The sequence below is a fragment of the Brevundimonas sp. FG8 genome, from assembly GCF_057808845.1.
In genome coordinates this window covers 412,653-434,135 of the sequence record NZ_JBMDIU010000003.1, presented here as the reverse complement: position 1 = coordinate 434,135, position 21,483 = coordinate 412,653, and the positions used below count along the sequence as shown (strand labels likewise).

At 67.5% G+C, this 21,483-nt stretch carries 25 protein-coding genes; 9 read left to right on the top strand and 16 right to left on the bottom strand.

What is annotated here, in order from left to right; translation table 11 throughout:
• Positions 1-101: 101 nt before the first annotated feature.
• Genes rnr through ACODRV_RS08360 form a run of 3 tightly spaced genes read right to left on the bottom strand, consistent with a single transcriptional unit; the run spans position 102 to position 3,124 of the window.
• A complete protein-coding gene (rnr, locus tag ACODRV_RS08370) occupies positions 102-2,408 on the bottom strand; it encodes a ribonuclease R (protein WP_488908010.1) in 2,307 nt (768 codons plus the stop codon).
• Entirely contained in the window at positions 2,409-2,864 is a 456-nt protein-coding gene (locus ACODRV_RS08365) for a type II toxin-antitoxin system VapC family toxin (protein WP_488908009.1), read from the bottom strand. It lies immediately after the preceding gene.
• Entirely contained in the window at positions 2,861-3,124 is a 264-nt protein-coding gene (locus ACODRV_RS08360) for a type II toxin-antitoxin system Phd/YefM family antitoxin (protein WP_141626337.1), read from the bottom strand. Before ACODRV_RS08360 ends, ACODRV_RS08365 begins: the two co-directional genes overlap by 4 nt.
• A gap of 117 nt (positions 3,125-3,241) precedes the next feature.
• On the opposite strand from ACODRV_RS08360, the gene ACODRV_RS08355 reads away from it, so the two are divergent.
• Genes ACODRV_RS08355 through ACODRV_RS08340 form a run of 4 tightly spaced genes read left to right on the top strand, consistent with a single transcriptional unit; the run spans position 3,242 to position 7,336 of the window.
• The gene (locus ACODRV_RS08355; RefSeq protein ID WP_488908008.1) at positions 3,242-4,645 is read left to right on the top strand and encodes a pyridoxal-phosphate dependent enzyme; all 1,404 of its coding nucleotides are present in this window, start codon (positions 3,242-3,244) and stop codon (positions 4,643-4,645) included.
• Positions 4,646-4,648: 3 nt separating this feature from the next.
• Positions 4,649-5,428 carry a dienelactone hydrolase family protein gene (locus ACODRV_RS08350; RefSeq protein WP_488908007.1) on the top strand — a complete coding sequence of 260 codons (780 nt, stop codon included), beginning with the start codon at positions 4,649-4,651 and terminating at the stop codon, positions 5,426-5,428.
• Between the two features lies 1 nt (position 5,429).
• Positions 5,430-6,176, top strand: coding sequence for a dienelactone hydrolase family protein (locus ACODRV_RS08345; protein WP_488908006.1), 747 nt, complete (start codon positions 5,430-5,432; stop codon positions 6,174-6,176).
• Positions 6,173-7,336: a cystathionine gamma-synthase gene (locus ACODRV_RS08340; RefSeq protein ID WP_488908005.1), complete on the top strand. Its 1,164-nt coding sequence runs from the start codon at positions 6,173-6,175 to the stop codon at positions 7,334-7,336. The genes ACODRV_RS08345 and ACODRV_RS08340 overlap by 4 nt, the downstream gene beginning before the upstream one ends.
• A 4-nt stretch (positions 7,337-7,340) precedes the next feature.
• Here the strand turns inward: ACODRV_RS08340 and ACODRV_RS08335 are convergent, their stop codons facing one another.
• From ACODRV_RS08335 to ACODRV_RS08305, 7 genes are all read right to left on the bottom strand, one after another.
• Positions 7,341-7,865 (bottom strand): hypothetical protein, encoded by a 525-nt coding sequence (locus ACODRV_RS08335; RefSeq protein ID WP_488908004.1) that lies wholly within the window; start codon positions 7,863-7,865, stop codon positions 7,341-7,343.
• A gap of 80 nt (positions 7,866-7,945) precedes the next feature.
• Entirely contained in the window at positions 7,946-8,209 is a 264-nt protein-coding gene (locus tag ACODRV_RS08330) for a hypothetical protein (RefSeq protein ID WP_141626343.1), read from the bottom strand.
• Positions 8,210-8,277: 68 nt separating this feature from the next.
• Positions 8,278-8,490: a cold-shock protein gene (locus ACODRV_RS08325; protein WP_141626344.1), complete on the bottom strand. Its 213-nt coding sequence runs from the start codon at positions 8,488-8,490 to the stop codon at positions 8,278-8,280.
• Between the two features lie 296 nt (positions 8,491-8,786).
• The gene (locus ACODRV_RS08320; RefSeq protein WP_141626345.1) at positions 8,787-8,999 is read right to left on the bottom strand and encodes a cold-shock protein; all 213 of its coding nucleotides are present in this window, start codon (positions 8,997-8,999) and stop codon (positions 8,787-8,789) included.
• 161 nt (positions 9,000-9,160) lie between these two features.
• On the bottom strand, positions 9,161-9,373 hold the full coding sequence (locus ACODRV_RS08315) for a hypothetical protein (RefSeq protein ID WP_141626346.1): 213 nt from the start codon (positions 9,371-9,373) through the stop codon (positions 9,161-9,163).
• A gap of 31 nt (positions 9,374-9,404) precedes the next feature.
• Positions 9,405-10,091 carry a TorF family putative porin gene (locus ACODRV_RS08310; RefSeq protein ID WP_141626347.1) on the bottom strand — a complete coding sequence of 229 codons (687 nt, stop codon included), beginning with the start codon at positions 10,089-10,091 and terminating at the stop codon, positions 9,405-9,407.
• A gap of 35 nt (positions 10,092-10,126) precedes the next feature.
• Positions 10,127-11,059 carry an NAD(P)H-dependent flavin oxidoreductase gene (locus ACODRV_RS08305; protein WP_488908003.1) on the bottom strand — a complete coding sequence of 311 codons (933 nt, stop codon included), beginning with the start codon at positions 11,057-11,059 and terminating at the stop codon, positions 10,127-10,129.
• A gap of 306 nt (positions 11,060-11,365) precedes the next feature.
• Here ACODRV_RS08305 and queF point away from each other — a divergent pair, with 306 nt between their 5' ends.
• Complete coding sequence (gene queF, locus ACODRV_RS08300; protein WP_141626349.1) at positions 11,366-11,827, top strand: preQ(1) synthase; 462 nt, start codon at positions 11,366-11,368, stop codon at positions 11,825-11,827.
• Between the two features lie 36 nt (positions 11,828-11,863).
• Here queF and ACODRV_RS08295 read toward each other — a convergent pair whose 3' ends face one another.
• A complete protein-coding gene (locus tag ACODRV_RS08295; protein WP_488908002.1) occupies positions 11,864-12,520 on the bottom strand; it encodes a TetR/AcrR family transcriptional regulator C-terminal domain-containing protein in 657 nt (218 codons plus the stop codon).
• Between the two features lie 144 nt (positions 12,521-12,664).
• Here ACODRV_RS08295 and ACODRV_RS08290 point away from each other — a divergent pair, with 144 nt between their 5' ends.
• Complete coding sequence (locus ACODRV_RS08290) at positions 12,665-13,549, top strand: DUF817 domain-containing protein (protein ID WP_488908001.1); 885 nt, start codon at positions 12,665-12,667, stop codon at positions 13,547-13,549.
• Here ACODRV_RS08290 and ACODRV_RS08285 read toward each other — a convergent pair.
• Genes ACODRV_RS08285 through ACODRV_RS08275 form a run of 3 tightly spaced genes read right to left on the bottom strand, consistent with a single transcriptional unit; the run spans position 13,516 to position 15,163 of the window.
• Positions 13,516-14,292: a sulfite exporter TauE/SafE family protein gene (locus tag ACODRV_RS08285; protein ID WP_141626352.1), complete on the bottom strand. Its 777-nt coding sequence runs from the start codon at positions 14,290-14,292 to the stop codon at positions 13,516-13,518. The two genes, ACODRV_RS08290 and ACODRV_RS08285, sit on opposite strands and share 34 nt — an antisense overlap.
• Before the next feature lie 2 nt (positions 14,293-14,294).
• A complete protein-coding gene (locus ACODRV_RS08280) occupies positions 14,295-14,831 on the bottom strand; it encodes a rhodanese family protein (protein WP_141626353.1) in 537 nt (178 codons plus the stop codon).
• Between the two features lie 11 nt (positions 14,832-14,842).
• The gene (locus ACODRV_RS08275; protein WP_141626354.1) at positions 14,843-15,163 is read right to left on the bottom strand and encodes an ArsR/SmtB family transcription factor; all 321 of its coding nucleotides are present in this window, start codon (positions 15,161-15,163) and stop codon (positions 14,843-14,845) included.
• Positions 15,164-15,230: 67 nt separating this feature from the next.
• On the opposite strand from ACODRV_RS08275, the gene ACODRV_RS08270 reads away from it, so the two are divergent.
• A complete protein-coding gene (locus ACODRV_RS08270; RefSeq protein ID WP_370451046.1) occupies positions 15,231-16,103 on the top strand; it encodes an MBL fold metallo-hydrolase in 873 nt (290 codons plus the stop codon).
• 21 nt (positions 16,104-16,124) lie between these two features.
• Here the strand turns inward: ACODRV_RS08270 and ACODRV_RS08265 are convergent, their stop codons facing one another.
• Positions 16,125-17,009, bottom strand: coding sequence for an oxidoreductase (locus tag ACODRV_RS08265; protein ID WP_488908000.1), 885 nt, complete (start codon positions 17,007-17,009; stop codon positions 16,125-16,127).
• A gap of 143 nt (positions 17,010-17,152) precedes the next feature.
• Here ACODRV_RS08265 and ACODRV_RS08260 point away from each other — a divergent pair, with 143 nt between their 5' ends.
• Positions 17,153-18,049 (top strand): AraC family transcriptional regulator, encoded by an 897-nt coding sequence (locus ACODRV_RS08260; protein ID WP_488907999.1) that lies wholly within the window; start codon positions 17,153-17,155, stop codon positions 18,047-18,049.
• On the opposite strand, the gene ACODRV_RS08255 is transcribed toward ACODRV_RS08260, so the two are convergent.
• Positions 18,046-19,701 carry an MHYT domain-containing protein gene (locus ACODRV_RS08255; protein ID WP_141626358.1) on the bottom strand — a complete coding sequence of 552 codons (1,656 nt, stop codon included), beginning with the start codon at positions 19,699-19,701 and terminating at the stop codon, positions 18,046-18,048. The genes ACODRV_RS08260 and ACODRV_RS08255 overlap by 4 nt on opposite strands.
• Before the next feature lie 122 nt (positions 19,702-19,823).
• Here ACODRV_RS08255 and ACODRV_RS08250 point away from each other — a divergent pair, with 122 nt between their 5' ends.
• On the top strand, positions 19,824-21,404 hold the full coding sequence (locus ACODRV_RS08250) for a phytoene desaturase family protein (protein ID WP_488907998.1): 1,581 nt from the start codon (positions 19,824-19,826) through the stop codon (positions 21,402-21,404).
• The last annotated feature ends 79 nt before the right edge of the window (positions 21,405-21,483 follow it).

The window sequence follows — 21,483 nt, the reverse complement described above, 5'->3', positions numbered from 1 at the left end:
GGTAGGTTGGGTGCAAGTCCCGACACCAAGGAAACGGGGGGCTGGTGAACAGGGCTGTTTTCTTTATTGCATGACCTACATCACCCTTGGCAAACGGCGCTTCACCGCCGCTTGCCCTTGCGGACGCCCTTGAGGCCGCCGAGGGGCTTCTTGCCGTCGCGGACCTTGCCGCCGCCGCGCTTCGGATAGCCGCCGTCCTTGGCGCCGCGCGCCCGCATGCCCAGGCGGGCCGAGGGCGCGTTGGGGTCGCGTGGGGCGGGTTCGCTGAGCATTTCGAACAGCAGGCCGCCGGTGACCGGAGTGGCCTCTTTCAGCTTCACCTCGACCGTCCGGCCCAGCGTCCAGCGCAAGCCCGAGCGTTCGCCGACCAGCGCATGGCTGCGGTCGTCGTGGGTGAAGTACTCACTGCCCAGCGTCGAGACGGGCACGAGGCCGTCCGCGCCCGTCTCATCCAGCCGGATGAACAGGCCGAAGCGGGTCACGCCGGTGATCCGGCCGGTGAAGGTCGCGCCGACACGGTCCTCGAGGAAGGCGGCGATGTAGCGGTCCATGGCGTCGCGCTCCGCGGCCATGGAGCGGCGCTCGGTCATGACGACGTGCTCGGCGATGGACGGCAGTTCCGCGATCTCGCGATCCGTCAGTCCGTCCTTGCCCAGCCCCAGTGCGCGGATCAGGCCGCGGTGGACGATCAGGTCTGAGTAGCGGCGGATCGGCGAGGTGAAGTGGGCGTAACGGTCGAGGTTCAGGCCGAAGTGGCCGACGTTCTCCGGGCTGTAGATGGCCTGCATCTGGGTGCGCAGGACCACCTCATTGACGACCTCGGCGTGCTCGGTCTCGCGGGTCTCGTCCAGCAGCTTGTTGAACCGCCTTGTCGTGGCCGGTTCGCCCTTGGTCCACGGCTTGCCGATGGTCGACAGGAAGTCGCCGAGGTTGAACAGCTTTTCCTGACTGGGCGCGTCGTGGACGCGGTACAGCAGGGGCGTCTTGTGCTTCTCCAGCGTCTCGGCGGCGCAGACGTTGGCCTGAATCATCATCTCCTCGATCAGCCGGTGGGCTTCAAGGGAGACGCGGGGCTCGATCGAGGTGATCTGGCCCTCGGTCATGCGGATTCGGCGCTCGGCGCTTTCGATCTGCAGCGGGCTGCGCTTCAGGCGGCCCTTCAGCATGGTGCGGTAGGCGTTCCACAACGGATAGAGGATGGCCTCCATGATCGGGCCGGTCGTCTCGTCAGGGGCCCCGTCGATGGCCGCCTGCGCCTGCTCGTAGGAGAGCTTGGCGTGGCTGCGCATCAGGCCGCGCACGAACTTGTGGCCGATCTTCCGGCCGTCCTTGTCGAAGACCATGCGCACGGCCATCGTGGCGCGGTTCTCGCCTTCCTTCAGGCTGCACAGGCCGTTCGACAGCCGCTCGGGCAGCATCGGTTCGACGCGGTCGGGGAAGTAGGTCGAGTTGCCCTTGTCGCGCGCCTCGCGGTCCAGCGCCGTGCCGGGGCGCACGTAGGCGGCGACGTCGGCGATGGCGACCCAGACGATCCAGCCGCCCTCGTTCTTCGGGTCCTCGTCCCTCTGGGCGTAGACCGCGTCGTCGTGGTCGCGCGCGTCGGCCGGGTCGATGGTGATCAGGGGGATGTCACGCAGGTCCTCGCGGCCCTTCAGCGACGGCAGTTCCTGATCCTCGGCCTCCTGCTCCACGGCTTCCGAGAAGCCGGTGGGCACACCGTGACTGTGGATGGCGATCAGGGAGGCGGCGCGGGCGTCGTCCTCGCGGCCGATGATCTCCAGGATCTTGCCGCGCTTGGGGCCATAACGCTGGGCGCCCTTCTCGATGGCGGCCAGCACCAGGTCGCCGTCTTTCAGACCCTCTGCCTGGGCGTGGGGAACCAGAAGCACGTCCTTCGAGCGGCGGTCGACGGGCTCCACCCGGACCTCGCGGTTTGACTTGCGGATGACGCCGAGCACGCGGGTGCGCTCGCTGTCCAGCTTCTTGACGAGCCGGGCCTCCCAGCCGTCAGCGCCCTTGCTGAACTTGACCAGAAGGCGGTCGCCCATGCCGGGCGCGGGCCCGGTCCGGCCCGAGTTGTCGGGCATCAGCAGGGCGCGCGGGGCATCCTCGGAAGCCTCGACGAGACGGACATACATCTCGCCGTCCACGTCGCGCTCGACCACATCGGCGACGCCGACGGGGGGCAGGGCGCCGGAGGGGCTGAAGCCCTTCCTGCCGCGTTTTCCGAGCTCTCCATCCGCCTCCAGTTCGCGGATCATCTCGCGCAGGGCGCGGCGATCGCCACCCTTCAGGCCGAAGTGGCGGGCGATGTCGGTCTTCTCGGCCGAGCCCGCGTCACGCAGGAAGGCCAGAAGGGTCTGTTTGTCGGGGAGGCCGGCGGGCGGCCTCTTGGGGGTGTTTTTCATCTAGTCTTTCGGATCGCCGGGCGCGTCGTCCTCGGCGGGATTGATACAGGGTACGCCCAACAGGTCGGCGGCGCGCGCCATGCCCCTGTCGAGCGTGAGAATTGTTGCGCCGACGCGTTGGGCGGCGGCGATGTGGATGGCGTCAGGGGCGCGGAGTGAGATGCCCGGCCGCCGAATGAAAGTCGTAGCGTCGGTGATGTCGGCGGAGGCGATTTCGGTCATTTCCCCGAACACCAACGCCCATTCGTCGAGTTCACGATGGAAACGCTCGTTCTCTGCTTCGGTCCGTCGCCCGACCCGGCCATTTCTGGCCAGAGCTGAAGAGCATTCAGCTATGGTGAAGTCGCTGACCATAGTGGTGACGCCGGGCTGACGAACGACGCCGTCAACGGCGGGACTGCCCGCCTCCCTGCCAACAATGGCGACAATGGCGCTGGCGTCGATGTAAAAGATCACTCCGGATCGCCGTCACGCATGGCTCTGACAAGTTCCGCCGCCGGGGCAGAGAGCGGCGGGCGGGCGTTCCGTCTCTTCACGAACTCGTCGTACCAGGCTTGTCGCTCCGCTTCCGTCATCCGGGGCTTCGCGGCGGTTGCGGGCCGCAACTCAGCCACCGGCTTGCCGTGCTTGGTGATGATGACGGTTTCACCGTCCTCAACCCGCTCAAGCAGGTGGGTGAACTTGTTTCTGGCTTCCGCGACGCCGTAGTTAGCCATCGGCCCACCTCCAATTCTGGCCAGAAATATAGCCATAAATCCTTTCTCTCGCCAGTCGGGTTGTTCCGGCGGGGCGCCGCGCCTAGCTTCCGCACCCAAGCCCCTACGGAGTTCCTGATGTCTCTCGCCCCCAATCCGGTCCTGTCCGGTCCTGTCGGTTCGACTCTGGACCTGATCGGAAAGACGCCGATTGTGGAGGTGAAGAAGATTGATACCGGCCCCTGCCGCCTGTTCCTGAAGCTGGAAGCCCAGAACCCTGGCGGGTCGATCAAGGATCGCATCGCGCTGTCGATGATCGATGCGGCGGAGCGGGAAGGCTTCCTGAAGCCCGGCGGCACCATCGTCGAGGCGACGGCCGGCAACACCGGTCTGGCGCTGACGCTGGTCGGTCAGGCCAAGGGATATAAGGTGCTGCTGGTCATCCCGGACAAGATGTCCAGGGAAAAAATCCAGCATCTGCGGGCCATGGGCGCGGATGTGCGCCTGACCCGGTCGGACGTGCCGCACGGCCACCCGGAGTACTACACCGACATGGCCGAACGTCTGGCGCAGCAGATTCCGGGCGGCTTCTACGTCAACCAGTTCGCCAATGACGCCAACTCCGAGGCTCACTTCGTCACCACGGGGCCTGAGATCTGGGAGCAGCTGGGCGGCAAGGTTGACGCGCTGGTCGCGGGCATCGGCTCGGGCGGCACCATCACGGGCACGGCGCGCTATCTGAAGAGCGTCGGCTCGGACGCGCAGATCATTCTGGCGGACCCGGTCGGCTCGACGCTGGCGGGCATCGTCAACGAAGGCGTGCCGTCGCCGGAAGGCAGCTACACCGTCGAGGGGATCGGCCAGAATTTCGTGCCGGACACCGCCGACATCACCCTGATCGACAAGGCCTATTCGATCCCGGACGCCGAGGCGGTGGCGACCGTGCGGGAGCTGCTGCTGAAGGAAGGCATTCTGGCGGGCTCCTCGTCCGGCACCCTGATCGCCGCCGCCCTGCGCTGGTGCCGCGAGCAGACCGAGCCGAAGACCGCCGTGACCTTCGTCTGCGACACCGGCGCCAAATACCTGTCCAAGGTCTATAACGACGCCTGGCTGGCCGATCAGGGTCTGGGCGAGCGCGAGCTGCACGGCGACCTGTCGGACCTGATCACCCGCAAATACGAGAAGGGCGACGTGGTCGTGGCCGGTCCGGACGACACCCTAGACACCGCCTTCAAGCGGATGAAGGGCGCCGACGTCTCGCAACTGCCGATCATTCAGGACGGCCGTCTGGTCGGCATTCTGGACGAGAGCGATCTGGTCCATGTGATGAACACCGACGAGATCACCCGCAAGGAGCGCTTCGCCAAGCCGGTGGCCTCGGCCATGACCCGCGATCTGGACACAGTGCAGGTGTCCGAGCCGCTGGACGCCCTGATCCCGCTGTTCGACCGCGACCGGGTGGCCATCGTGCTGGACGGCGAAAAATTCGTCGGCCTGATCACCCGGACCGATCTGATCAACCACCTCAGCCTGAACCGCTAGGTCATGCGTGCCGCCCTGATCGCGCTTCTGGTGTCGGTCGCGGGCTCCGCGAGCCCGACCTTTGCGGCCTCGCCGCAAGAGGGGGCGGTTCAGGTGGGACGGCCGGGCTGCGCGGATGATGTGGCCGTCAGGGCCACGCGCGAGCTCATCCATTTCGACAGCCGGGGGCGTCCGGTCCGGGGCTATCTGTACACGCCGCGCGGCGAGGCCAACGGCTTGGGCATCGTGATGCTGCATGGCGGCACGGGGTTCGAGATGAACTCCATTCTGTTCGACGCCCACGCGATCCAGCTGGCCTCGCGCGGCTACCGGGTCCTTCTGCCTGCCTACTTCGACGCCGCCCAGCCGGAACGGACCCGTCGGACGGTGACGGCCCGGGCGTGGCGTCAGGTCGCCCTGGATGCGGTGGAGGCGCTTCAGGCCGAACCGGGAATGGCGCGGGGCGGGGTCACGCTTTGGGGATACTCCCGCGGCGCCGCGGTGGCCTTGCTGGCGGCGACCGGAGAGGACAGCCCGGTGACCTCCGCCGTTCTCGTCGCCGGAGGCGGCGAACTGGAGGAGGACCTTGCAGGGCGGCAGGCGGCCTTCCTGCTTCTGCACGCCCGTCGCGATGAGGCTGTGCCGGTGCGGACGACGCGACGTCTCGCCGAGGACTTGCGCGGAGCCGGCGCGTCGGTCGAGATCGAGGAACTGGCCTTCGATGGCCACCAGTACGATCTGCCGACCTGGTGCTCGGTATTCGGGCGGACCCGGGCATTCGTCTCCGCGCGGTCCGGAAACTGACATGCGGCGAAGAGCGCTTCTGGCGGGTTTCGGGGCGAGCCTTGCGGTCCCCGCGCTGGCGCAGGAGGCGCCGGTCGCCGGGCCGACCTATGAGGGCCTGACCTTCCCGAGCCACGGCAAGTCGATCCGGGCGATCCACTACACTCCGGCGGGCGAGGGACGGCGCGCGGCGATCGTGATGATGCATGGCTCGGGCGCGCGGATCACCAACCGCGGTCCCTGGCACGAGCTGGCCATGCGGTTCGCGGGCGACGGCTATCAGGTGCTCACGCCCCTTTTCACCGACGCCTGGGCCGATGACGGGGTTCGCCCGGAGCGCATGATGGATGCCTGGCGTCATGTGGGGTCGGATGCGATCGACTGGCTCATCGCTCGCGGCGTCAACCGGCGTCGCACCGCCATGTTCGGCTATTCGCTGGGGTCCTACGTCGCGGTGGACGGGGCGCTGGGGAACAGCCGGGCGGCGGCGGCCATCGGTCTCGCCGGCGGGGTCGACGTCTATCAGCCCCGCAAGCCGCGTCGGCGGATTCCGGTGCTGATCCTGCGGGCGGAGAATGATACCCATGTCCTGCCCCGCAACACCGCGGCCTGGATTGACTTCCTGCGTGAGGGAAACGTCAGTGTCCGCGAAGAGGTGCTGGCGGGCGCCGGCCATTTGTTCACCCCGCCGCAGTGGCTCGAGATTTTCGAGCGCTCGGCGGCCTTCTACGGCGGCAACATCGGCCGCATTGACCAGGACGCTTCATGAGTTCGCTGAAGAACAGCCAGGGGTTCTCGACCCGTGCCATCCACGCCGGGCAGCGGCCCGACCCGACGACGGGCGCGGTGATGACCCCCATCTACGCGACCTCGACCTATGCCCAGGAGAGCCCGGGCGTGAACAAGGGCTATGAGTACGCCCGCGGCAAGAACCCGACGCGCGAGGCGTTCGAGGCCTGTCTGGCGGACCTCGAGGGCGGCACGCACGGCTTCGGCTTCGCCTCCGGAATGGCGGCGACGTCCACCGCGCTGGAGTTGCTGGACGCCGGGTCGCACATCGTGACGGGCGACGATCTGTACGGCGGTTCGTGGCGACTGTTTGAGCGGGTCCGCCGCCGGTCGATGGGGCTGGACTTCAGCTATATCGATTTCAGCGACCTGAACGCGGTCGAGGCGGCCATTACGCCGAAGACGAAGATGATCTGGGCCGAGACGCCCACCAATCCGCTGATGAAGCTGGCCGACATCGCCGGGCTGTCGAAGATCGCCAGGGCCCACGGCCTGCTGCTGGTGGTCGACAACACCTTCGCCACCCCGTTCAGCCAGCAGCCGCTGAAGCTGGGGGCCGACGTGGTCATGCACTCGGCGACCAAATACCTGAATGGCCACTCCGACATCATCGGCGGGGCGCTGGTCACGGGGAACCCCGACCTAGCTAAGGAGATCAAGTTCCTGCAGAACTCGATCGGCGGGGTGATGGGGCCGTTCGACGCCTTCCTCGCCAACCGGGGTCTGAAGACGCTCGGCCTGCGGATGAAGGCGCACAACGAGAACGCGCTGGCCGTCGCCCGCTGGCTGGAGACCCGCAAAGGAATCGCCAAGGTCATCTATCCGGGCCTGATCAGCCACCCGCAGCACAGTCTGGCGGCGACGCAGATGAACGGCCGCTATGGCGGCATGGTCACGGCGATCATCGACGGCGACCTGTCGCGAACGAAGCAGGTGCTGGAGCGGGTGAAGGTCTTCACGCTTGCGGAGTCGCTGGGTGGTGTCGAAAGCCTTGTGAACCACCCGGCCATCATGACCCACGCCAGCGTGCCCAAGGAGGTGCGCGAGGCGGGCGGTGTCACCGACAACCTGATCCGGCTGTCGGTCGGGGTCGAGGACCTGGACGATCTGATCGGCGATCTGGATCAGGCGCTGGGGTGAGCTCTCAGCCCGCCGGCGCGGCCAGGGTCCAGCCGGCGTCCGGCTCGATCCACACGACGGTGCTCTGGAACTCGGCGCGGGCGACGCCGCCGATGGTGACGGCGGCTTTCAGCGTGCCGTCGGGGTTCGGCGTGTAGGTGCTGCAGAACTCGCCGTCGCCCAGCACCAGATTGATGTTGTCGGCGATCTGCTGACGGACGGTGGCGAACTGCGCGCCTTCCAGCGGCGTGCCGTTCAGGTCGATGCGGGTGATTTCCTCGGCCCGGTTCAGGGGATGGGCGCATTCCGCGCCGTCCTTCACATAGACCTTGCCCGTGGCGTACAGAATGATCTGCGGCGAGGCGCTGAGCATGTTGCGGGCGTCGTTCCAGATCGTCCCGTCCGCGTCGAAGCGATAGGCGCCGATGGCGGTGCAGGTCTTCGCCGCGACGTTCGGGCCATAGCATTGCAGCTTGCCGCTGCGGCCCGGTTCAAGCGGACCGGCGTCCTGCGGGGCCGTGATCAGGGCCAGAAGAGCCGTCAGCAGCATCACTGTCATCCTTGCAAGGTCGCCCGCCGGAAGCCTCCGGCGGGACGATCATCGCACAAGGCCGGCGGCCGAAGAAAGGCTCAGGCGGCTCTGGACGGCAGGGCGGTCTGGTGGCCGGAAGCGGCCACGACCTTTTTCCGTGCCGGAGCACGGGTCTTCTTGGGCGCGATGGCGGACGGCAGGGCGGCGCGGCGCGCCGTCTCCGCGTCGATCAGGGGCAGGATTTCGGTCGCCGCGTTGACCTGGTTGAGCGAGCCGGTGGCGCTGAGGCGTTCGGCGTTGACGCGAAGCGACTTGAGGTCGGCGTCATTCATAGCGGGGATCATGTCGGCGAGCGGGGTCATGGGACACTCCTTGCTGCTCTGAAAAGGCGAAGGGCCGGTCCGCATCGCGGCCGGCCCCCGTTCGAAACCTATTCGGCGGCTTTCAGCCGACCGGCGGATTCCTTGCCCGAGCGCGCGTCGCGCTCGATCTCGTAGGAAATCTTCTGGCTTTCGCTGAGGATGCCCAGATCCGAGACCTCGACGGCCGAGGCGTGGACGAAGACGTCCTTGCCGCCGTCATCGGGAGCGATGAAGCCGTAGCCCTTGGTGGGGTTGTACCATTTGACAGTGCCGGTAGCCATTTTCAGGACCTCCGCAAGCATTGGCCGCGGGAAGGATATCCCGGTCGGCCTGTCGGGTCTGAATGGGATTGGCTTTGGACCTCGGTGCGCGATGCAAAGGGCAGCAGCGTTTCGCAGAGAGATCGACCCGTCTTAAGTAGACGCTTTTGTATACATTGGCAAGGATTCATTATTGCCCGGAAATATCGCGCAAGTTTTCTTGCCCGTATTCCATATGCCGGACATGAAAACGGCGGCGCAGATCCGGGATCTGCGCCGCCGTTCGAAAGTCATGCGTCGGAGACCGACGCAGGAACTCAGCCTTCGGTCTTCAGTTGACCAGCCGATTCCTTGCCCGAGCGACGGTCGCGCTCGAGTTCGTAGGAAACCTTCTGGTTTTCATCCAGGCCGCGCAGGCCGGCCGCTTCCACGGCCGAGATGTGGACGAAGACGTCCTTGCCGCCGTCGTCCGGCTGGATGAAGCCGTAGCCCTTGGTCGAGTTGAACCACTTAACGGTGCCGGTAGCCATTTGAGACCTCCTTCTGGCATTGGCCACAGGCAAGAGCGCCTGGAGCCTGTCGGGTCTGAATGGGAGCGGCTAGACCTCGGGCGAAAGCAGAGGGGGGCGTTTCGCAGAGAGATCGACGGGAGCCATATTAGCTTTCGTCGCGGCGAAAGCAAGGCGTGGCGTCACTCCGCCGCCGGTTCGCCGCTGGCGGCGACATAGTGTTCGCGGCACAGCTTTCGCAGATCGGCGCTCAGCTTGGGCCCGTACAACGCGTCCTGAAGGCGATCATAGCCTTCCGACGACAGCGCCTGCTTGATGTCGCTGACGGTCCGGCACCGGCCCTCGCGCGCCAGTTGGTAAGCGCGCTCGAGGGTGGTCGGTCTTTGGGAAGTCATCCCCTGATATAGGGGACGGAGACGCGGATTCCTAGAAGGCGAAGCTGATCCCGGCCACGACGGCGTCCGCGTACTGCGGATTATTCGCGTCGGCGTCGGTGTCGTAGTACCGGACTTCGGCTTCCATATTGCGGGTCAGGGCGTAGCTGAAACCCGCGTTCCAGCCGGTGTAATCGACGCTGTTGTCCTGCTCCCGGCGGCCGATCTCGGCGGTCGCGGTGAGCTTGTCGGTGAAATCCCAGCCGCCGCGCACCGACACCCAGGTCCAGGCCTCGGTCGAGCCTGTCCCGTCCGGCGAGTGTTGCAGACGCAGGCGGGCGCTGGCCGGACCGATGGAGCGTTTGACGTCGGCGGTGAACTCCCACGCGTCATTGTCCGCGCCCTGATCGGCGTCGACCTGGTATTTGTATGTGGCGTTCAGGTCGAGGTCGAAGCCCATGACCTCGGGCCGCCAGCCGCCGCCGAGCTCAAGCTCGAGATCCGATCCGGTCGAGCTCTTGATCGTCTCGAAGCCCGGCCCGACGTAGAAGGCGCCCGACGCGCTCTCCCACTCGACCGCGCCCCAGGCATAGGGATCACCCTGCGACTTGGAGGCGTCTTTGGAGCGGTTGTCGGTGGCCGCGCCGAACGACACGGTCCAGTCGCCCGCGTCCTGTGCGAGGGCGGGAGAGGCGAGGGCGGTGGCGGCCACGAAGGCCAGCGTCAGTGTACGGATCATGGAGCCTCCAGACGCGTAATCGCGCCGGAAGTTCCCTAGATGAAGGCGGTGCGCTTGGCGAACTGTTCCGTCGCCTGAGCGAATTCGTCGCGCAGGCGGCCGACCAGTTGACCGGCGGGCAGGATGTCGTGGATCGCGCCCGCGCCCTGACCGGCGGACCAGACCGTCTTCCAGGCCTTGGCCTCGTCGGCCATGTCCAGCTTGTGCTCGGGCAGGTGTTTGGGGTCGATGCCGTTCTCGATCAGGGACTTGGTCATGAAGTTGGCCGGAATGCCCGACACCGCCGGGGTGTGGACGATGTCGGCCGAGCCCGAATCGATGATCATGTCCTTGTAGGCGTCGGGGGCCATGGCTTCGGTCGTGTTGATGAAGCGCGTGCCCATGTAGGCGAAGTCGGCGCCCATCATCAGGGCGGCGGCGACGTCCGAGCCGGTCGACAGACAGCCCGACAGGATGATGGTCCCGTCGAAGAAGCCGCGGACCTCTTCCACCAGGGCGAACGGGTTGACGATGCCCGCGTGGCCGCCCGCGCCGTTGGCGACCAGGATCAGGCCGTCGACGCCCGCTTCCGCCGCCTTGCGGGCGTGGCGGACGTTGGCGATGTCGTGGAAGACCAGACCGCCGTAGCCGTGCACCGCATCGACCACGTCACGCACCGCGCCCAGCGAGGTGATGATCAGCGGCACCTTCTCCTCGACCGAAACCATCATGTCGGCCATCAGGCGCGGGTTGGTCGGGTGGACGATGTGGTTCACGCCGAAGGCGGCGGCGTCGGGGTTCAGGCGGCCCTTGATCTCATGCAGCCACTCCCGATAGCCCTCGGTGGTGCGCTGGTTCAGCGACGGGAAGGTGCCGATGGCCCCCGCATTGCACGTCTCGACCACCAGATCCGGCCCGGAGACCAGGAACATGGGCGCCGCGATCACCGGCAGCTTGAGACCTTTTTGAAGCGAAGCCGGAATGGCCATGACGTTTCCCCGGGTTGTCTTTCGCTACGGATAGCGGGCTGTCCCCGGGTAAGGCAAACCCGAAAAACAGGGTGTGAAGAGTGTAATTCGTGTGAAGCGACCGCACGGGCGCTTCGCCGGAGATTAGCGTACCGATGCGTCAGAAATGGACGCACGGGCGGGCTTTGCGCGATGCGGTGATGAGGTGACCGCCGGCCTTTGAAAACCCTGGGGCCGTGTCTCCATGGCCCGACAGATCACCGCCGTTCCGGGGTGTCAGGCCGCTGGTGGCGTGACGAAGCCGCCGGAAATCGCTAGAGCGACGCCATGACCACCGACACCTCGGGCCTGCACCAGCTGGGCCAAATGACCGCCGCGCCGACCAGCCCGGAAACCGCCGTGCTGGAGCGGGTGCCCAATCCGCATGCGGACACCCTCTACCTCGCGCGCTTCACGGCGCCGGAGTTCACCAGCCTGTGCCCCGTCACCGGCCAGCCGGACTTCGCCCACATCGTCATCGACTATGCGCCGGGCGACTGGCTGGTCGAGAGCAAGAGCCTGAAGCTGTACCTGACCAGCTTCCGCAACCACGGCGCCTTCCACGAGGACTGCACCGTGGCCATCGGCAAGCGTCTGGCCGACCTGCTGCAGCCGAAATGGCTGCGCATCGGGGGCTACTGGTATCCGCGCGGCGGCATACCCATCGACGTCTTCTGGCAGACCGGCCCGGCCCCGGAAGGCCTCTGGCTGCCCGACCAGGGCGTGCCGACCTATCGCGGACGGGGGTGATCCCCGTGCGAACGGCCGGCGCGGCGCGGAAAGCGCTCACCGACGCTCGCTTGCAGCAGACCGGCTGTCATGCAGATCGGCCAGACCTCGGAGAATGAGATCGACCCCGAAGGCGAAGCGGGCGTCCTGATCGGTCTCGATGAGTTCCGGCAGGACCGCGCGGGTGTCCTCGTATCCACCCGCGGGCTGTTCCCACAGCTTTTCGAGAATGGGGTGCACGCCGCCGCTGGCGCGCATCTGTTCTTCAAGGGCCTGTTCCTCGATCACGAAGCCCATGATGAAATAGCCCAGAGAAAAGACCGCCCGTGTCGCGGTGCGCGCGTCGAAGCCGCCCCGGAGCATGGCGCTGATCAGGATCTCGCTGACCTCCAGCATATTCTCACGCGCTACAAAGGTGCCGGCGAACAGGCGCGCGCCGTCCCGGCGGCTCAGCAACACCTTGCGCAGCGCCACCGCCATCCGCCGCAACACCTCCGGATAGGCGGCTGAAACGTCGATGGATGCGGCTATCGAGGAGACCATCGCCTCGGCCATGTCATCCAGCAGGGCGGTCTTGTTGGGGAAGTGCCAGTAAAGCGCGGGGGCCTGTACGCCGAGGGCTTCCGCCAACCTGCGCATTGTGAGGCCTTCCAGCCCTGTCTGGTCCAGGAGAGTCAGGCTTGTTTCGATAATATGCTGACGATCAAGGCTCATGACGGCTCCCGCTTCCGGGCTCACTTTAACAATGTTAAGGAACTTAACAACGTTAAATGACGCCCTTTGAGTTTGACCGGCCGCTCGCCCCTCTGCACCAAATCTCCACGCGCCGGCGTCGTCGTCCGCGTCTAGCCTCCGCGCATGATCCCGACCCGTCGCCTCCCGCTCGAAGCTCTCGGTCGCCGCTCGCTCACGCACGCGCAGGCGTGGGCGGACCGGTCGCGGTGGCGGGGCGCGGTCTACGAGTTCCTGTGGTTCGGACTGAAGCAGGCGTGGGCCTGTCTGTTCGGCGGTCTGCTGCTGGTGCTGATCGTCGGCACCTTCCTGTGGTGGCCCGAGGGGGCGCCGGTGTCGCGCTATGACTTTCTGGTCGTCGGCGCCGTCCTGATCCAGATCGGCATGCTGGCCCTGAAGCTGGAAAGCCGGGATGAGGCGGTGGTGATCCTGCTGTTCCACATCGCCGGGACGGTGATGGAGCTGTTCAAGACGGCGCAGGGTTCGTGGATCTATCCCGAGGAGTCGCTGCTGAGGATCGGCGGCGTGCCGTTGTTCTCGGGCTTCATGTATGCGGCGGTGGGCAGCTATATCGCGCGGGTGCAGCGGGTGTTTCACATCCGGGTGCGCGGCTATCCGCCGTTCTGGATGACGGCGGTGCTGGCGGCCGCGATCTACGTCAACTTCTTCGCCCATCACTGGCTGTGGGACGCGCGGATCGGGCTGTTCATCGCCACGGCGGTGGTGTTCGGGCGCGGCTGGTTCTGGTTCACCACCGACCGTCGGCGGCGCCGGATGCCGCTGCTGGTCGGCTATGTCCTGGTCGCCCTGTTCATCTGGCTTGCCGAGAATCTGGCGACTTTCGGCCGGGCCTGGACCTATCCGTCGCAGGAGGCGGGATGGACAATGGTGGGGCTGGAGAAGCTGGGGAGCTGGTTCCTGCTGATGATCCTGTCGATCGTTCTGGTCTCCATCGTCCACCGGCCGGAAGAGGAGGATCAGCCGCCCGCCAGCGCCCGGACCGCGACATAGACAGCGGTGAGCAGGATCAGGCCGGCGAACAGACGGCGGCCGAGCGCCGCGTTGGCGCCGAGGCGGTGCGAGATCGGCAGGCCGACGAGCGTTCCGGCCACGCCGCCGACGGTCATCGCCGCCACCAAAGGCCAGGAGACGAGGCCGGACAGGCTGTAATTCACCGCCGTCGAGGCGCCGAAGGCGGCGACGCTGACCAGCGACGACGCCTGCGCCATCGCCAGTGTCATGCCGGTCGCGCCCATCAGGCCCGGCACGATCAGGAAGCCGCCGCCGATGCCGAAAAAGCCCGCCGCCGCGCCCACGCCCGCGCCGGACACGGCCACGCGCGGGGCCATGGCGGGGTTCAGCCGCACCGTGACGTCCCCTTCGGACCTCGGGCGCCGGAACATGGCGAGGGCGACGCCGGCCATGGCGAGGGCGAAGAACAGCAGCAGCTGATGCCCGTCGATCTGCTTGGCGAGGCTCGAGCCCAGCCAGGCCCCGCCGGCCCCGAAGACCGCGAAGGTCAGGGCGCAGGGCCAGCGGACACGCCCCGCGCGGGCCTGTCCGACCAGGGCGGTCAGGGCGTTCAGCGACACCCCGGCCGCCGAGACGCCGATGGCCACATGCGGGTCCGCCACGCCGACGACATACATCAGCAGGGGCACGGCCAGCACCGACCCGCCGCCACCGAACACCGTCAGCAGCAGGGCGACCAGTCCGCCGCTCATGGCGGCCAGCAGCAGGGTCGGCGTCTCCATGGTCAGGCCGCCTTCGCCGCGCGATTCCAGGGGGCGAGGGCGAGCAGTCGGGCCATGCCGCAGAAGCCGGTCAGGCCGGCGAAGAACAGGCCCGCGCCGACGAAGGCGCTGAGCCCCCAGAAGGCCGGATGGATCAGCAGGCCCAGCACGGCGCCCAGCAGGACCAGGCCGCCGGCCGTCATCTGGACCTGACGCATCAACTCGATGGGTTTGCGGGTATCGAGCCGGGTCGGCAGGCCGGCCTTCTTCCATGCCTCCAGCCCGCCCTCCAGCACATAGGCCGGGCCGTCCACGCGCGCGGCCAGGCGGTCGCAGTTCACGCCGGTCCGGTTGCCGGTCCGGCACATGAAGACGATGTCCTGTCGCGCGTGGATCGACAGGTCGGCGGCCTCGAAGGTCGAGAGCGGGGCGGGGGCGGCGCCCTGGATGTGCTCGCGGGCGAACTCGTCGGTCTCGCGAATGTCGACCAGCCGGATCGCGCCGGACTTCAGCCGGTCGGCGACCTCGCGCGGGGAGAGGGGATTGAGGGTGGCGGTCATGGACGGTCCTTTCAGGGCAGGGGCGGGCAGAAGATCTCGGCCAGAACGGCGATGACCTTCAGGGCCGCGGGGTCGGCGATGCGATAGAAGACCGCGACGCCCTCGCGGCGGGCGGACACCAGTCCGTCGTCGCGCAGACGCGCCAGGTGCTGGGACAGTGCGGACTGGGATAGTCCGACCCGATCCAGCAGTTCCGACACCTGAAGCTCCCGGTCGCCGAGCTGGCACAGGATCATCAGGCGATGCTCGTTGGACAGGGCCTTGAGCAGGGCCGACGCCTGTCCGGCGCTGGCCTGGAAGCGTTCAAGTCCGAGGGTCTGGATATCGATCATGTCGCCAATATATTCGATCTTGCTAATTTAGCAATACCTAATATATTGAGCGTCAAAGGAGACCGATATGAACCCGATGTCCCGTCCTGACGTGGTCGGCGTTTTCGACCCCGCCACCCACACTGTCAGCTACGTCGTTTCCGACCCGGCCACGGGCGCGGCGGCGATCATTGATCCGGTGCTGGACTTCGATCCCGCCGCCGCCCGGACGTCCACCGGCTCGGTGGATCGTCTGCTGGAGATCGTCGCGGCGCGGGGGCTGCGGCTGGAGCAGGTGCTGGAGACGCACGCCCACGCTGATCACCTGACCGGCGCCCACGAGATTCGCGAGCGCACCGGCGCGCCGGTCAGCATCGGCGCAGCGATAACGCGGGTGCAGAAAACCTTTGGCGACCTGTTCGAGGCTGCCGATGTGCGGCCGGACGCCTCGGCCTTCGACCGCACCTGGGCGGATGGCGACCGGTTCAGACTGGGTGAGATGGACGTCGAGGTGCTGCACACGCCCGGCCATACGCCGGCCTGCATCAGCTATCGCATCGGGGACGCGGTCTTCGTCGGCGACACCCTGTTCATGCCGGACTTCGGCACGGCGCGGTGCGACTTCCCCGGCGGCGACGCCCGCACCCTGTACCGGTCGATCCAGCGCCTGCTGGCGTTGCCGGACGAGACCCGCATGTTCGTCGGCCACGACTACCTGCCCGCCGGGCGTCGCGACTTCGCATGGCAAACCACCGTCGCGGCGCAGAAGGCGGACAATATCCATGTCGGCGGCGGGCGTTCGGAAGCGGACTTCGTGGCCCTGCGCGAGGCGCGGGACGCGACGCTCCCGGCGCCGCAGCTGATCCTGCCGTCGTTGCAGATCAACATCCGGGCCGGGGCCCTGCCGCCCGCGGAGGCCTCGGGCCGCCGCTTTCTGAAGACGCCTCTGAACGCCCTCTGAAACGACGGCCCGCCCGGGCCGTCAGCCCCAGGCGCTGGAGCCGGTCTCCTCGCGGAAGTCGAAGTCGCCGTCGGTGCTCGCCGACAGGTCGCGCCAGGCGTCCAGTTCGGTCTGCAGGCTGTCGATCTTGGCCTGCACCATGGCCAGCGCGTCCGTACCCGCGCACCAGCGGACCGGCGGCTGCTCGGCGTCGGCCAGGGTGATCAGGGCGCGCGCCAGCTTCACCGGGTCGCCCGCCTGATTGTGGCTGCGGCTGTCGTAGAAGGCTTTCAGCGCGGCCGAGGTTTCAGCGTAGTCGGCGATGGGATTGGAGCCATGCTTCACTGACGTCGGCTCAAGGAAGTCGGTGCGGAAGAAACCGGGCTCGACGATGGTGGCGTGAATGCCGAACGGGGCCACTTCCTGCGCCAGCGACTCGGTGAAGCCTTCCACCGCGAACTTGGAGGCGCAGTACAGGCTGCCGCTGGCCCCGCCGACGATGCCGCCGACCGAGGAGACGTTGAAGATGCGGCCAGAGCGCTGCGCCCGCATCGCCGGCAGGATCGCGCGGGTGACGTGCATCAGGCCGAAGACGTTGGTGTCGTACTGGGCGAAGACGTCCTCGGCGGTCGATTCCTCGAACAGGGACAGGTCGCCGTAGCCGGCGTTGTTCACCAGCACGTCGATCCGGCCGAAGCGGGTCAGGGCGGCGGCGACGGCCGTCCGCACGGCGCTCTGGTCGGTCACGTCCAGCGACAGGGAGAGCAGGGCGTCGCTGTCGGCGCCGAAGGCGGCGGTCAGGCCGTCGCGCTTGCGGGCTGTGGCGACGACGCGTTCACCGGCGTCCAGCAGGGTGCGGACGATAGCCGCGCCGAGGCCGCGCGAGGCGCCGGTCACGAACCAGACGCGGGAAGATGTGGAGGTCATGGGAAGTCTCCTTGGTTGGGAGCCCCGATATGCCCCGCCATTCCGCCGAAGCTGTAGACGGATCGCGCCAGTCTCTTGCACAATCCTGCCATTTGGTGCCGGCGGCGGTTGCGCGCTGATCCTGCCGAGGCTTGAATGCTGTCATGAATCGCTTGCCTGAACTCGTCAGTCTGGTCCGCAGCCATCTGAAGGACATGTCGCCGGAGGGGATTGGTCCCTTGACCGGGCCGGGCCTTCACCTGATCGCCAGCACGGGCATCACCGACGCCCAGCAGGTGGTCTATGAGCCCATGGTCTGCCTGATCCTCGACGGGGCCAAGTCGACCTCGCTGGGCAGCGAGACCTATCCGTACCGGGCGGGTCAGTATCTGGTCGTGTCCGAGGACCTGCCGGTCAGCGGAAAGGTAATCGAGGCGCCCTATCTGGCGGTCGGCGTGCCGCTGGACCCGGTGATGATCGCCGAGCTGCTGATCGAGACCGAGGGCGCGGTTCCGGAGACGTCGCCGGTGCGCGGGCTGGCGGTCAGCGACATGGACGACGACCTGATCGACACGGTCATTCGTCTGGTCAGGCTGATGGATCGTCCCGAGCAGGCGGCGGTGCTGGGTCCGATGATCCGGCGCGAACTGGCCTGGCGGCTGCTGGTCGGGGAGCGGGCCGGAATGATGCGTCAACTGGCGGCTTCAGACGGACGCTCCGCGCAGGTCAAACGGGCTATCCGCTGGTTGCGCCAGAACTATGCCGAGCCGATGCGGATCGAGCGGCTGGCCGAGGTGGCGGGGATGAGCGAGACCTCCCTGCACCGCCACTTCAAGGCCGTTACGGGGATGAGCCCGCTGCAGTACCAGAAGCAGATACGGCTGCAGGAGGCGCGGCACCGGCTGCTTTCCGAAGGGCGGGACGTGGCCGGTGTCGGCTTCTCCGTCGGCTATGACAGCCCGTCCCAGTTCAGCCGGGAGTACGCCCGCCTGTTCGGCCGTCCGCCGGGCCGCGATCTGGAACGACTGCGGGCCGATCCTGCCCTGGCGTTGGCGGTTTAGTCCGCCTCGTCCAGCCCGTCCGCCCGGCGTTCGAACAGGCGCAGGGTCAGGTCGGCCTCGAACCCGGTCGCGGGATAGCGGAAGTCGCACGCGCTGGCGCTGGAGGTGATCAGGCGCGAGCCGAAACCCTTGCGTTCGGGCGTGACGACGGGCGGGCCGTCATGCTCGCGCCACTGCAGATGCAGGGCTTCGTCCCCGGCGCGCCAGCAGACCTCGACCCGGCCCTCGGGTACGCTCAGGGCGCCGTATTTGGCCGCGTTGGTCGCCAGCTCGTGTACGATCAGGCCCAGGGTCAGGACGTTCTCCGGACTCAGCCAGACGTCGGGTCCGCTCAGCACCACCTGATCGTCGTTGTAGTGACCGAACTCGGCCTTGAAGACATCGCGAAGGTCCGCCTGCTGCCAGCCCTGCGCGGTCAGCAGGTTGTGGGTGGCCGACAGGGACAGCAGCCGCGCCTGAAACGCCTTGGCGAAGCTCTGCACGTCGTCGGACCGGCGCGCCGTCAGGGTGGCGATCGACAGGACGGTCGCCAGCGTGTTCTTCACCCGGTGGTTCAGCTCGTTGATCAGCAGCCGCTGACGGGCCTCGCTGCGGGCCAGCGCCTGGAAGGCGATGCGGTGGGCCGTCACGTCCTGAATGGTGCCGACCAGCCGCAGCGGACGGCCGCCGCTGTCGAGGATCATCAGGCCCCGCACTTCCAGCCAGCGACCGTCCAGCATTTCGTAATCGACCTCATAGTCGACGCCTTCATTGATTGACCGGTCCAGCGCGGCCTGTCGCCGGGCGCTGCTTTCGGCGGTCATCAGGCCGGCGACCATCGACTGATCGAACGGATCGTCCGGCGCGAAGCCCAGCAGACCGCGGCCCTGTTCGCTCAGCACCAGACGTCGGCGGGGAATGTCCATCTCCCACGAGCCCATACGGCCCGCCCGCAGGGCCGTGGACAGCACCTGCTGCTGGTCCATAAGACCGGCGCCGAGGGCGAGGAACAGCAGAACCAGCGTCAGGCCCGCCACCGCGAACGCCAGCCAGAGCGGCGGCACGCCCGCGGCGCCGACCGCGTTCGCGCCCGGCGTCAGAATGACCGCGGCCATGGCGGTGTAGTGCATGGCGACGACGCCGATGCCGAGCAGAACCGCCGCCCCCGCCTGCCATCGCCGTCGCGCGTTGCGCCGCACTGCGGCCAGCGCCGCGAAGGAGGCGAGGAAGGCCACCACCACAGAGGCCAGAACCCACAACGGGTCATACGTCAGCTGCACGGAACTGCGGATCGCCGACATGCCCAGATAGTGCATCCCGCCGATGCTCAGCCCCATCAGGGCGCCGCCGCCCAGAACGCGGGGCAATCGGGCGCGCGATGAGCCGCTCAGCACAAAGGCCAGCGCCGTTCCGGCCACCGCCAACGCCAGCGAGGCGACGGTCCGGGCGGGATCATAGGAGACGGGCGCGCCCGGATCAAAGCCCAGCATGGCGACGAAATGCATCGACCAGATACTGACGCCCATGGCCAGCGCCGACAGGCCGATCCACTGGGCGCGCGACTGTCCGTCATGGCTGCGGGCGCGCCTGAACAGGCCCAGCGCGGTCCACGAACCGAAGACCGCGACGATGCCCGACAGCAGCGGATAGATCAGATGATGATCGTGATGCACCCAGCGCCCCGTTCAGCGACTCGTCACTGTTATCCGAACCCATCGAGTGTCGCTACAGCACACGTCCGACCGGAGAGGGGCCGGCCCCTGTTCTTGACTGACGGGGGCGGTAGAAGGGAGGCATGAGCACCACCTCCACAGACGTCGTCATTCTGGGCGGAGGCCACAACGGCCTGGTCTGCGCCTTCTATCTGGCGAAGGCCGGGCTGAAGGTGACGGTGCTGGAACGTCGGCCTGTCGTCGGCGGGGCGGCGGTGACGGAGGAGTTCCATCCCGGCTTCCGCAATTCGACCGCCAGCTACACCGTCAGCCTGCTGAACCCGAAGATCATCGCCGACATGGAGCTGGCGCGGCATGGGCTGCGGGTTGTGGAGCGCAAGGTCTCCAACTTCCTGCCCCTCGATGATCGCCGCTATCTGCTGGCCGGGGAGGGGCGGACGCAGGCGGAGGTGGCCAAATTCTCGCAGCGCGATGCGGAACGTCTGCCGGAGTACGAGCGACGGCTGGACGTCGTCGCGTCGATCCTGCGCGACTGGATCCTGAAGGCGCCGCCGAACCTGACCGAAGGCGGCTGGCTGGCCCAACTGCCCGAACTCGCCAACGCGGCAGGGCTGGGGCGGCAGGCGCTGGCGCTGGACGCCGAGGGCCGTCGCGACCTGCTGGACCTGTTCACCAAGTCGGCGGGCGACTGGCTGGACGGCTGGTTCGAGAGCGATCCGATCAAGGCCCTGTTCGGCTTCGACAGCATCGTCGGCGCCTATGGCAGCCCATATACGCCCGGCTCGGCCTATGTGCTGCTGCACCACGTCTTCGGCGAGGTGAACGGAAAGAAGGGCGTCTGGGGCCACGCGGTCGGCGGCATGGGCGCGATCACCCAGGCCATGGCGAAAGCCTGCGCCGAACTGGGCGTCGAGGTGCGGCTGGAGACGCCGGTGGCCGAGGTGCTGACGGAAAAGGGCAGGGCGGTCGGCGCGGTGACCGAGGGCGGCGACGTGGTGCGCGCCCGCGCGGTGGTCTCCAATCTTCACCCCCGCCTGCTGTTCGAGCAGCTGGTTGACGACGCCGTGGTCCCGGCGGACTTCCGCGCGCGCATCGGCGCCTATCAGTCCGGCTCGGGCACCTTCCGCATGAACGTGGCCCTGTCGGAGCTGCCGGACTTCACCAGCCTGCCGGGGCAGGGAGACCACCTGACCGCCGGCATCATTATCGCGCCGAGCCCCGCCTACATGGACCGGGCCCACGCCAGTGCGCGGCTGGACGGCTGGTCGCGCGAGCCCATCGTCGAGATGCTGATCCCCTCGACGCTCGACGACAGTCTGGCGCCGGCAGGGCAGCATGTCGCCAGCCTGTTCTGCCAGCATGTCTCGCCTGATCTCGCCGACGAACACCGCGACACGGTGGCGGATCTGATGATCGAGACGGTCGATAAATACGCGCCAGGCTTCAGGGCGTCGGTGGTCGGGCGGCTGGCGCTGGGGCCGCGTGATCTGGAACGACGTTTCGGCCTCGTCGGCGGCGACATCTTCCACGGCCGTCTGACGCTGGATCAGCTGTTCAGCGCCCGACCGGTGCTGGGCCATGCCGACTATCGGATGCCCGTGGCGGGGCTCTACCTCTGCGGCTCCGGCGCGCACCCCGGCGGCGGCGTCACCGGCGCGCCCGGCCACAATGCGGCACGGGCGGTGGTGAAGGATCTGAAGTGAGGGATCAGGGATTGGGGCCTGGGGATTATCAATGCCGATCTCGCGGCCCTTGCCTCTAATCCCCAATCCCTGGTCCCTA

Coding starts and splice junctions, on each gene's coding strand:
- rnr (WP_488908010.1), bottom strand. CDS start 2,408: ATGAAAAACACCCCCAAGAGGCCGCCCGCCGGCCTCCCCGACAAACAG.
- ACODRV_RS08360 (WP_141626337.1), bottom strand. CDS start 3,124: ATGGCTAACTACGGCGTCGCGGAAGCCAGAAACAAGTTCACCCACCTG.
- ACODRV_RS08355 (WP_488908008.1), top strand. CDS start 3,242: ATGTCTCTCGCCCCCAATCCGGTCCTGTCCGGTCCTGTCGGTTCGACT.
- ACODRV_RS08350 (WP_488908007.1), top strand. CDS start 4,649: ATGCGTGCCGCCCTGATCGCGCTTCTGGTGTCGGTCGCGGGCTCCGCG.
- ACODRV_RS08345 (WP_488908006.1), top strand. CDS start 5,430: ATGCGGCGAAGAGCGCTTCTGGCGGGTTTCGGGGCGAGCCTTGCGGTC.
- ACODRV_RS08340 (WP_488908005.1), top strand. CDS start 6,173: ATGAGTTCGCTGAAGAACAGCCAGGGGTTCTCGACCCGTGCCATCCAC.
- ACODRV_RS08335 (WP_488908004.1), bottom strand. CDS start 7,865: ATGCTGCTGACGGCTCTTCTGGCCCTGATCACGGCCCCGCAGGACGCC.
- ACODRV_RS08330 (WP_141626343.1), bottom strand. CDS start 8,209: ATGACCCCGCTCGCCGACATGATCCCCGCTATGAATGACGCCGACCTC.
- ACODRV_RS08325 (WP_141626344.1), bottom strand. CDS start 8,490: ATGGCTACCGGCACTGTCAAATGGTACAACCCCACCAAGGGCTACGGC.
- ACODRV_RS08320 (WP_141626345.1), bottom strand. CDS start 8,999: ATGGCTACCGGCACCGTTAAGTGGTTCAACTCGACCAAGGGCTACGGC.
- ACODRV_RS08315 (WP_141626346.1), bottom strand. CDS start 9,373: ATGACTTCCCAAAGACCGACCACCCTCGAGCGCGCTTACCAACTGGCG.
- ACODRV_RS08310 (WP_141626347.1), bottom strand. CDS start 10,091: ATGATCCGTACACTGACGCTGGCCTTCGTGGCCGCCACCGCCCTCGCC.
- ACODRV_RS08305 (WP_488908003.1), bottom strand. CDS start 11,059: ATGGCCATTCCGGCTTCGCTTCAAAAAGGTCTCAAGCTGCCGGTGATC.
- queF (WP_141626349.1), top strand. CDS start 11,366: ATGACCACCGACACCTCGGGCCTGCACCAGCTGGGCCAAATGACCGCC.
- ACODRV_RS08295 (WP_488908002.1), bottom strand. CDS start 12,520: ATGAGCCTTGATCGTCAGCATATTATCGAAACAAGCCTGACTCTCCTG.
- ACODRV_RS08290 (WP_488908001.1), top strand. CDS start 12,665: ATGATCCCGACCCGTCGCCTCCCGCTCGAAGCTCTCGGTCGCCGCTCG.
- ACODRV_RS08285 (WP_141626352.1), bottom strand. CDS start 14,292: ATGGAGACGCCGACCCTGCTGCTGGCCGCCATGAGCGGCGGACTGGTC.
- ACODRV_RS08280 (WP_141626353.1), bottom strand. CDS start 14,831: ATGACCGCCACCCTCAATCCCCTCTCCCCGCGCGAGGTCGCCGACCGG.
- ACODRV_RS08275 (WP_141626354.1), bottom strand. CDS start 15,163: ATGATCGATATCCAGACCCTCGGACTTGAACGCTTCCAGGCCAGCGCC.
- ACODRV_RS08270 (WP_370451046.1), top strand. CDS start 15,231: ATGAACCCGATGTCCCGTCCTGACGTGGTCGGCGTTTTCGACCCCGCC.
- ACODRV_RS08265 (WP_488908000.1), bottom strand. CDS start 17,009: ATGACCTCCACATCTTCCCGCGTCTGGTTCGTGACCGGCGCCTCGCGC.
- ACODRV_RS08260 (WP_488907999.1), top strand. CDS start 17,153: ATGAATCGCTTGCCTGAACTCGTCAGTCTGGTCCGCAGCCATCTGAAG.
- ACODRV_RS08250 (WP_488907998.1), top strand. CDS start 19,824: ATGAGCACCACCTCCACAGACGTCGTCATTCTGGGCGGAGGCCACAAC.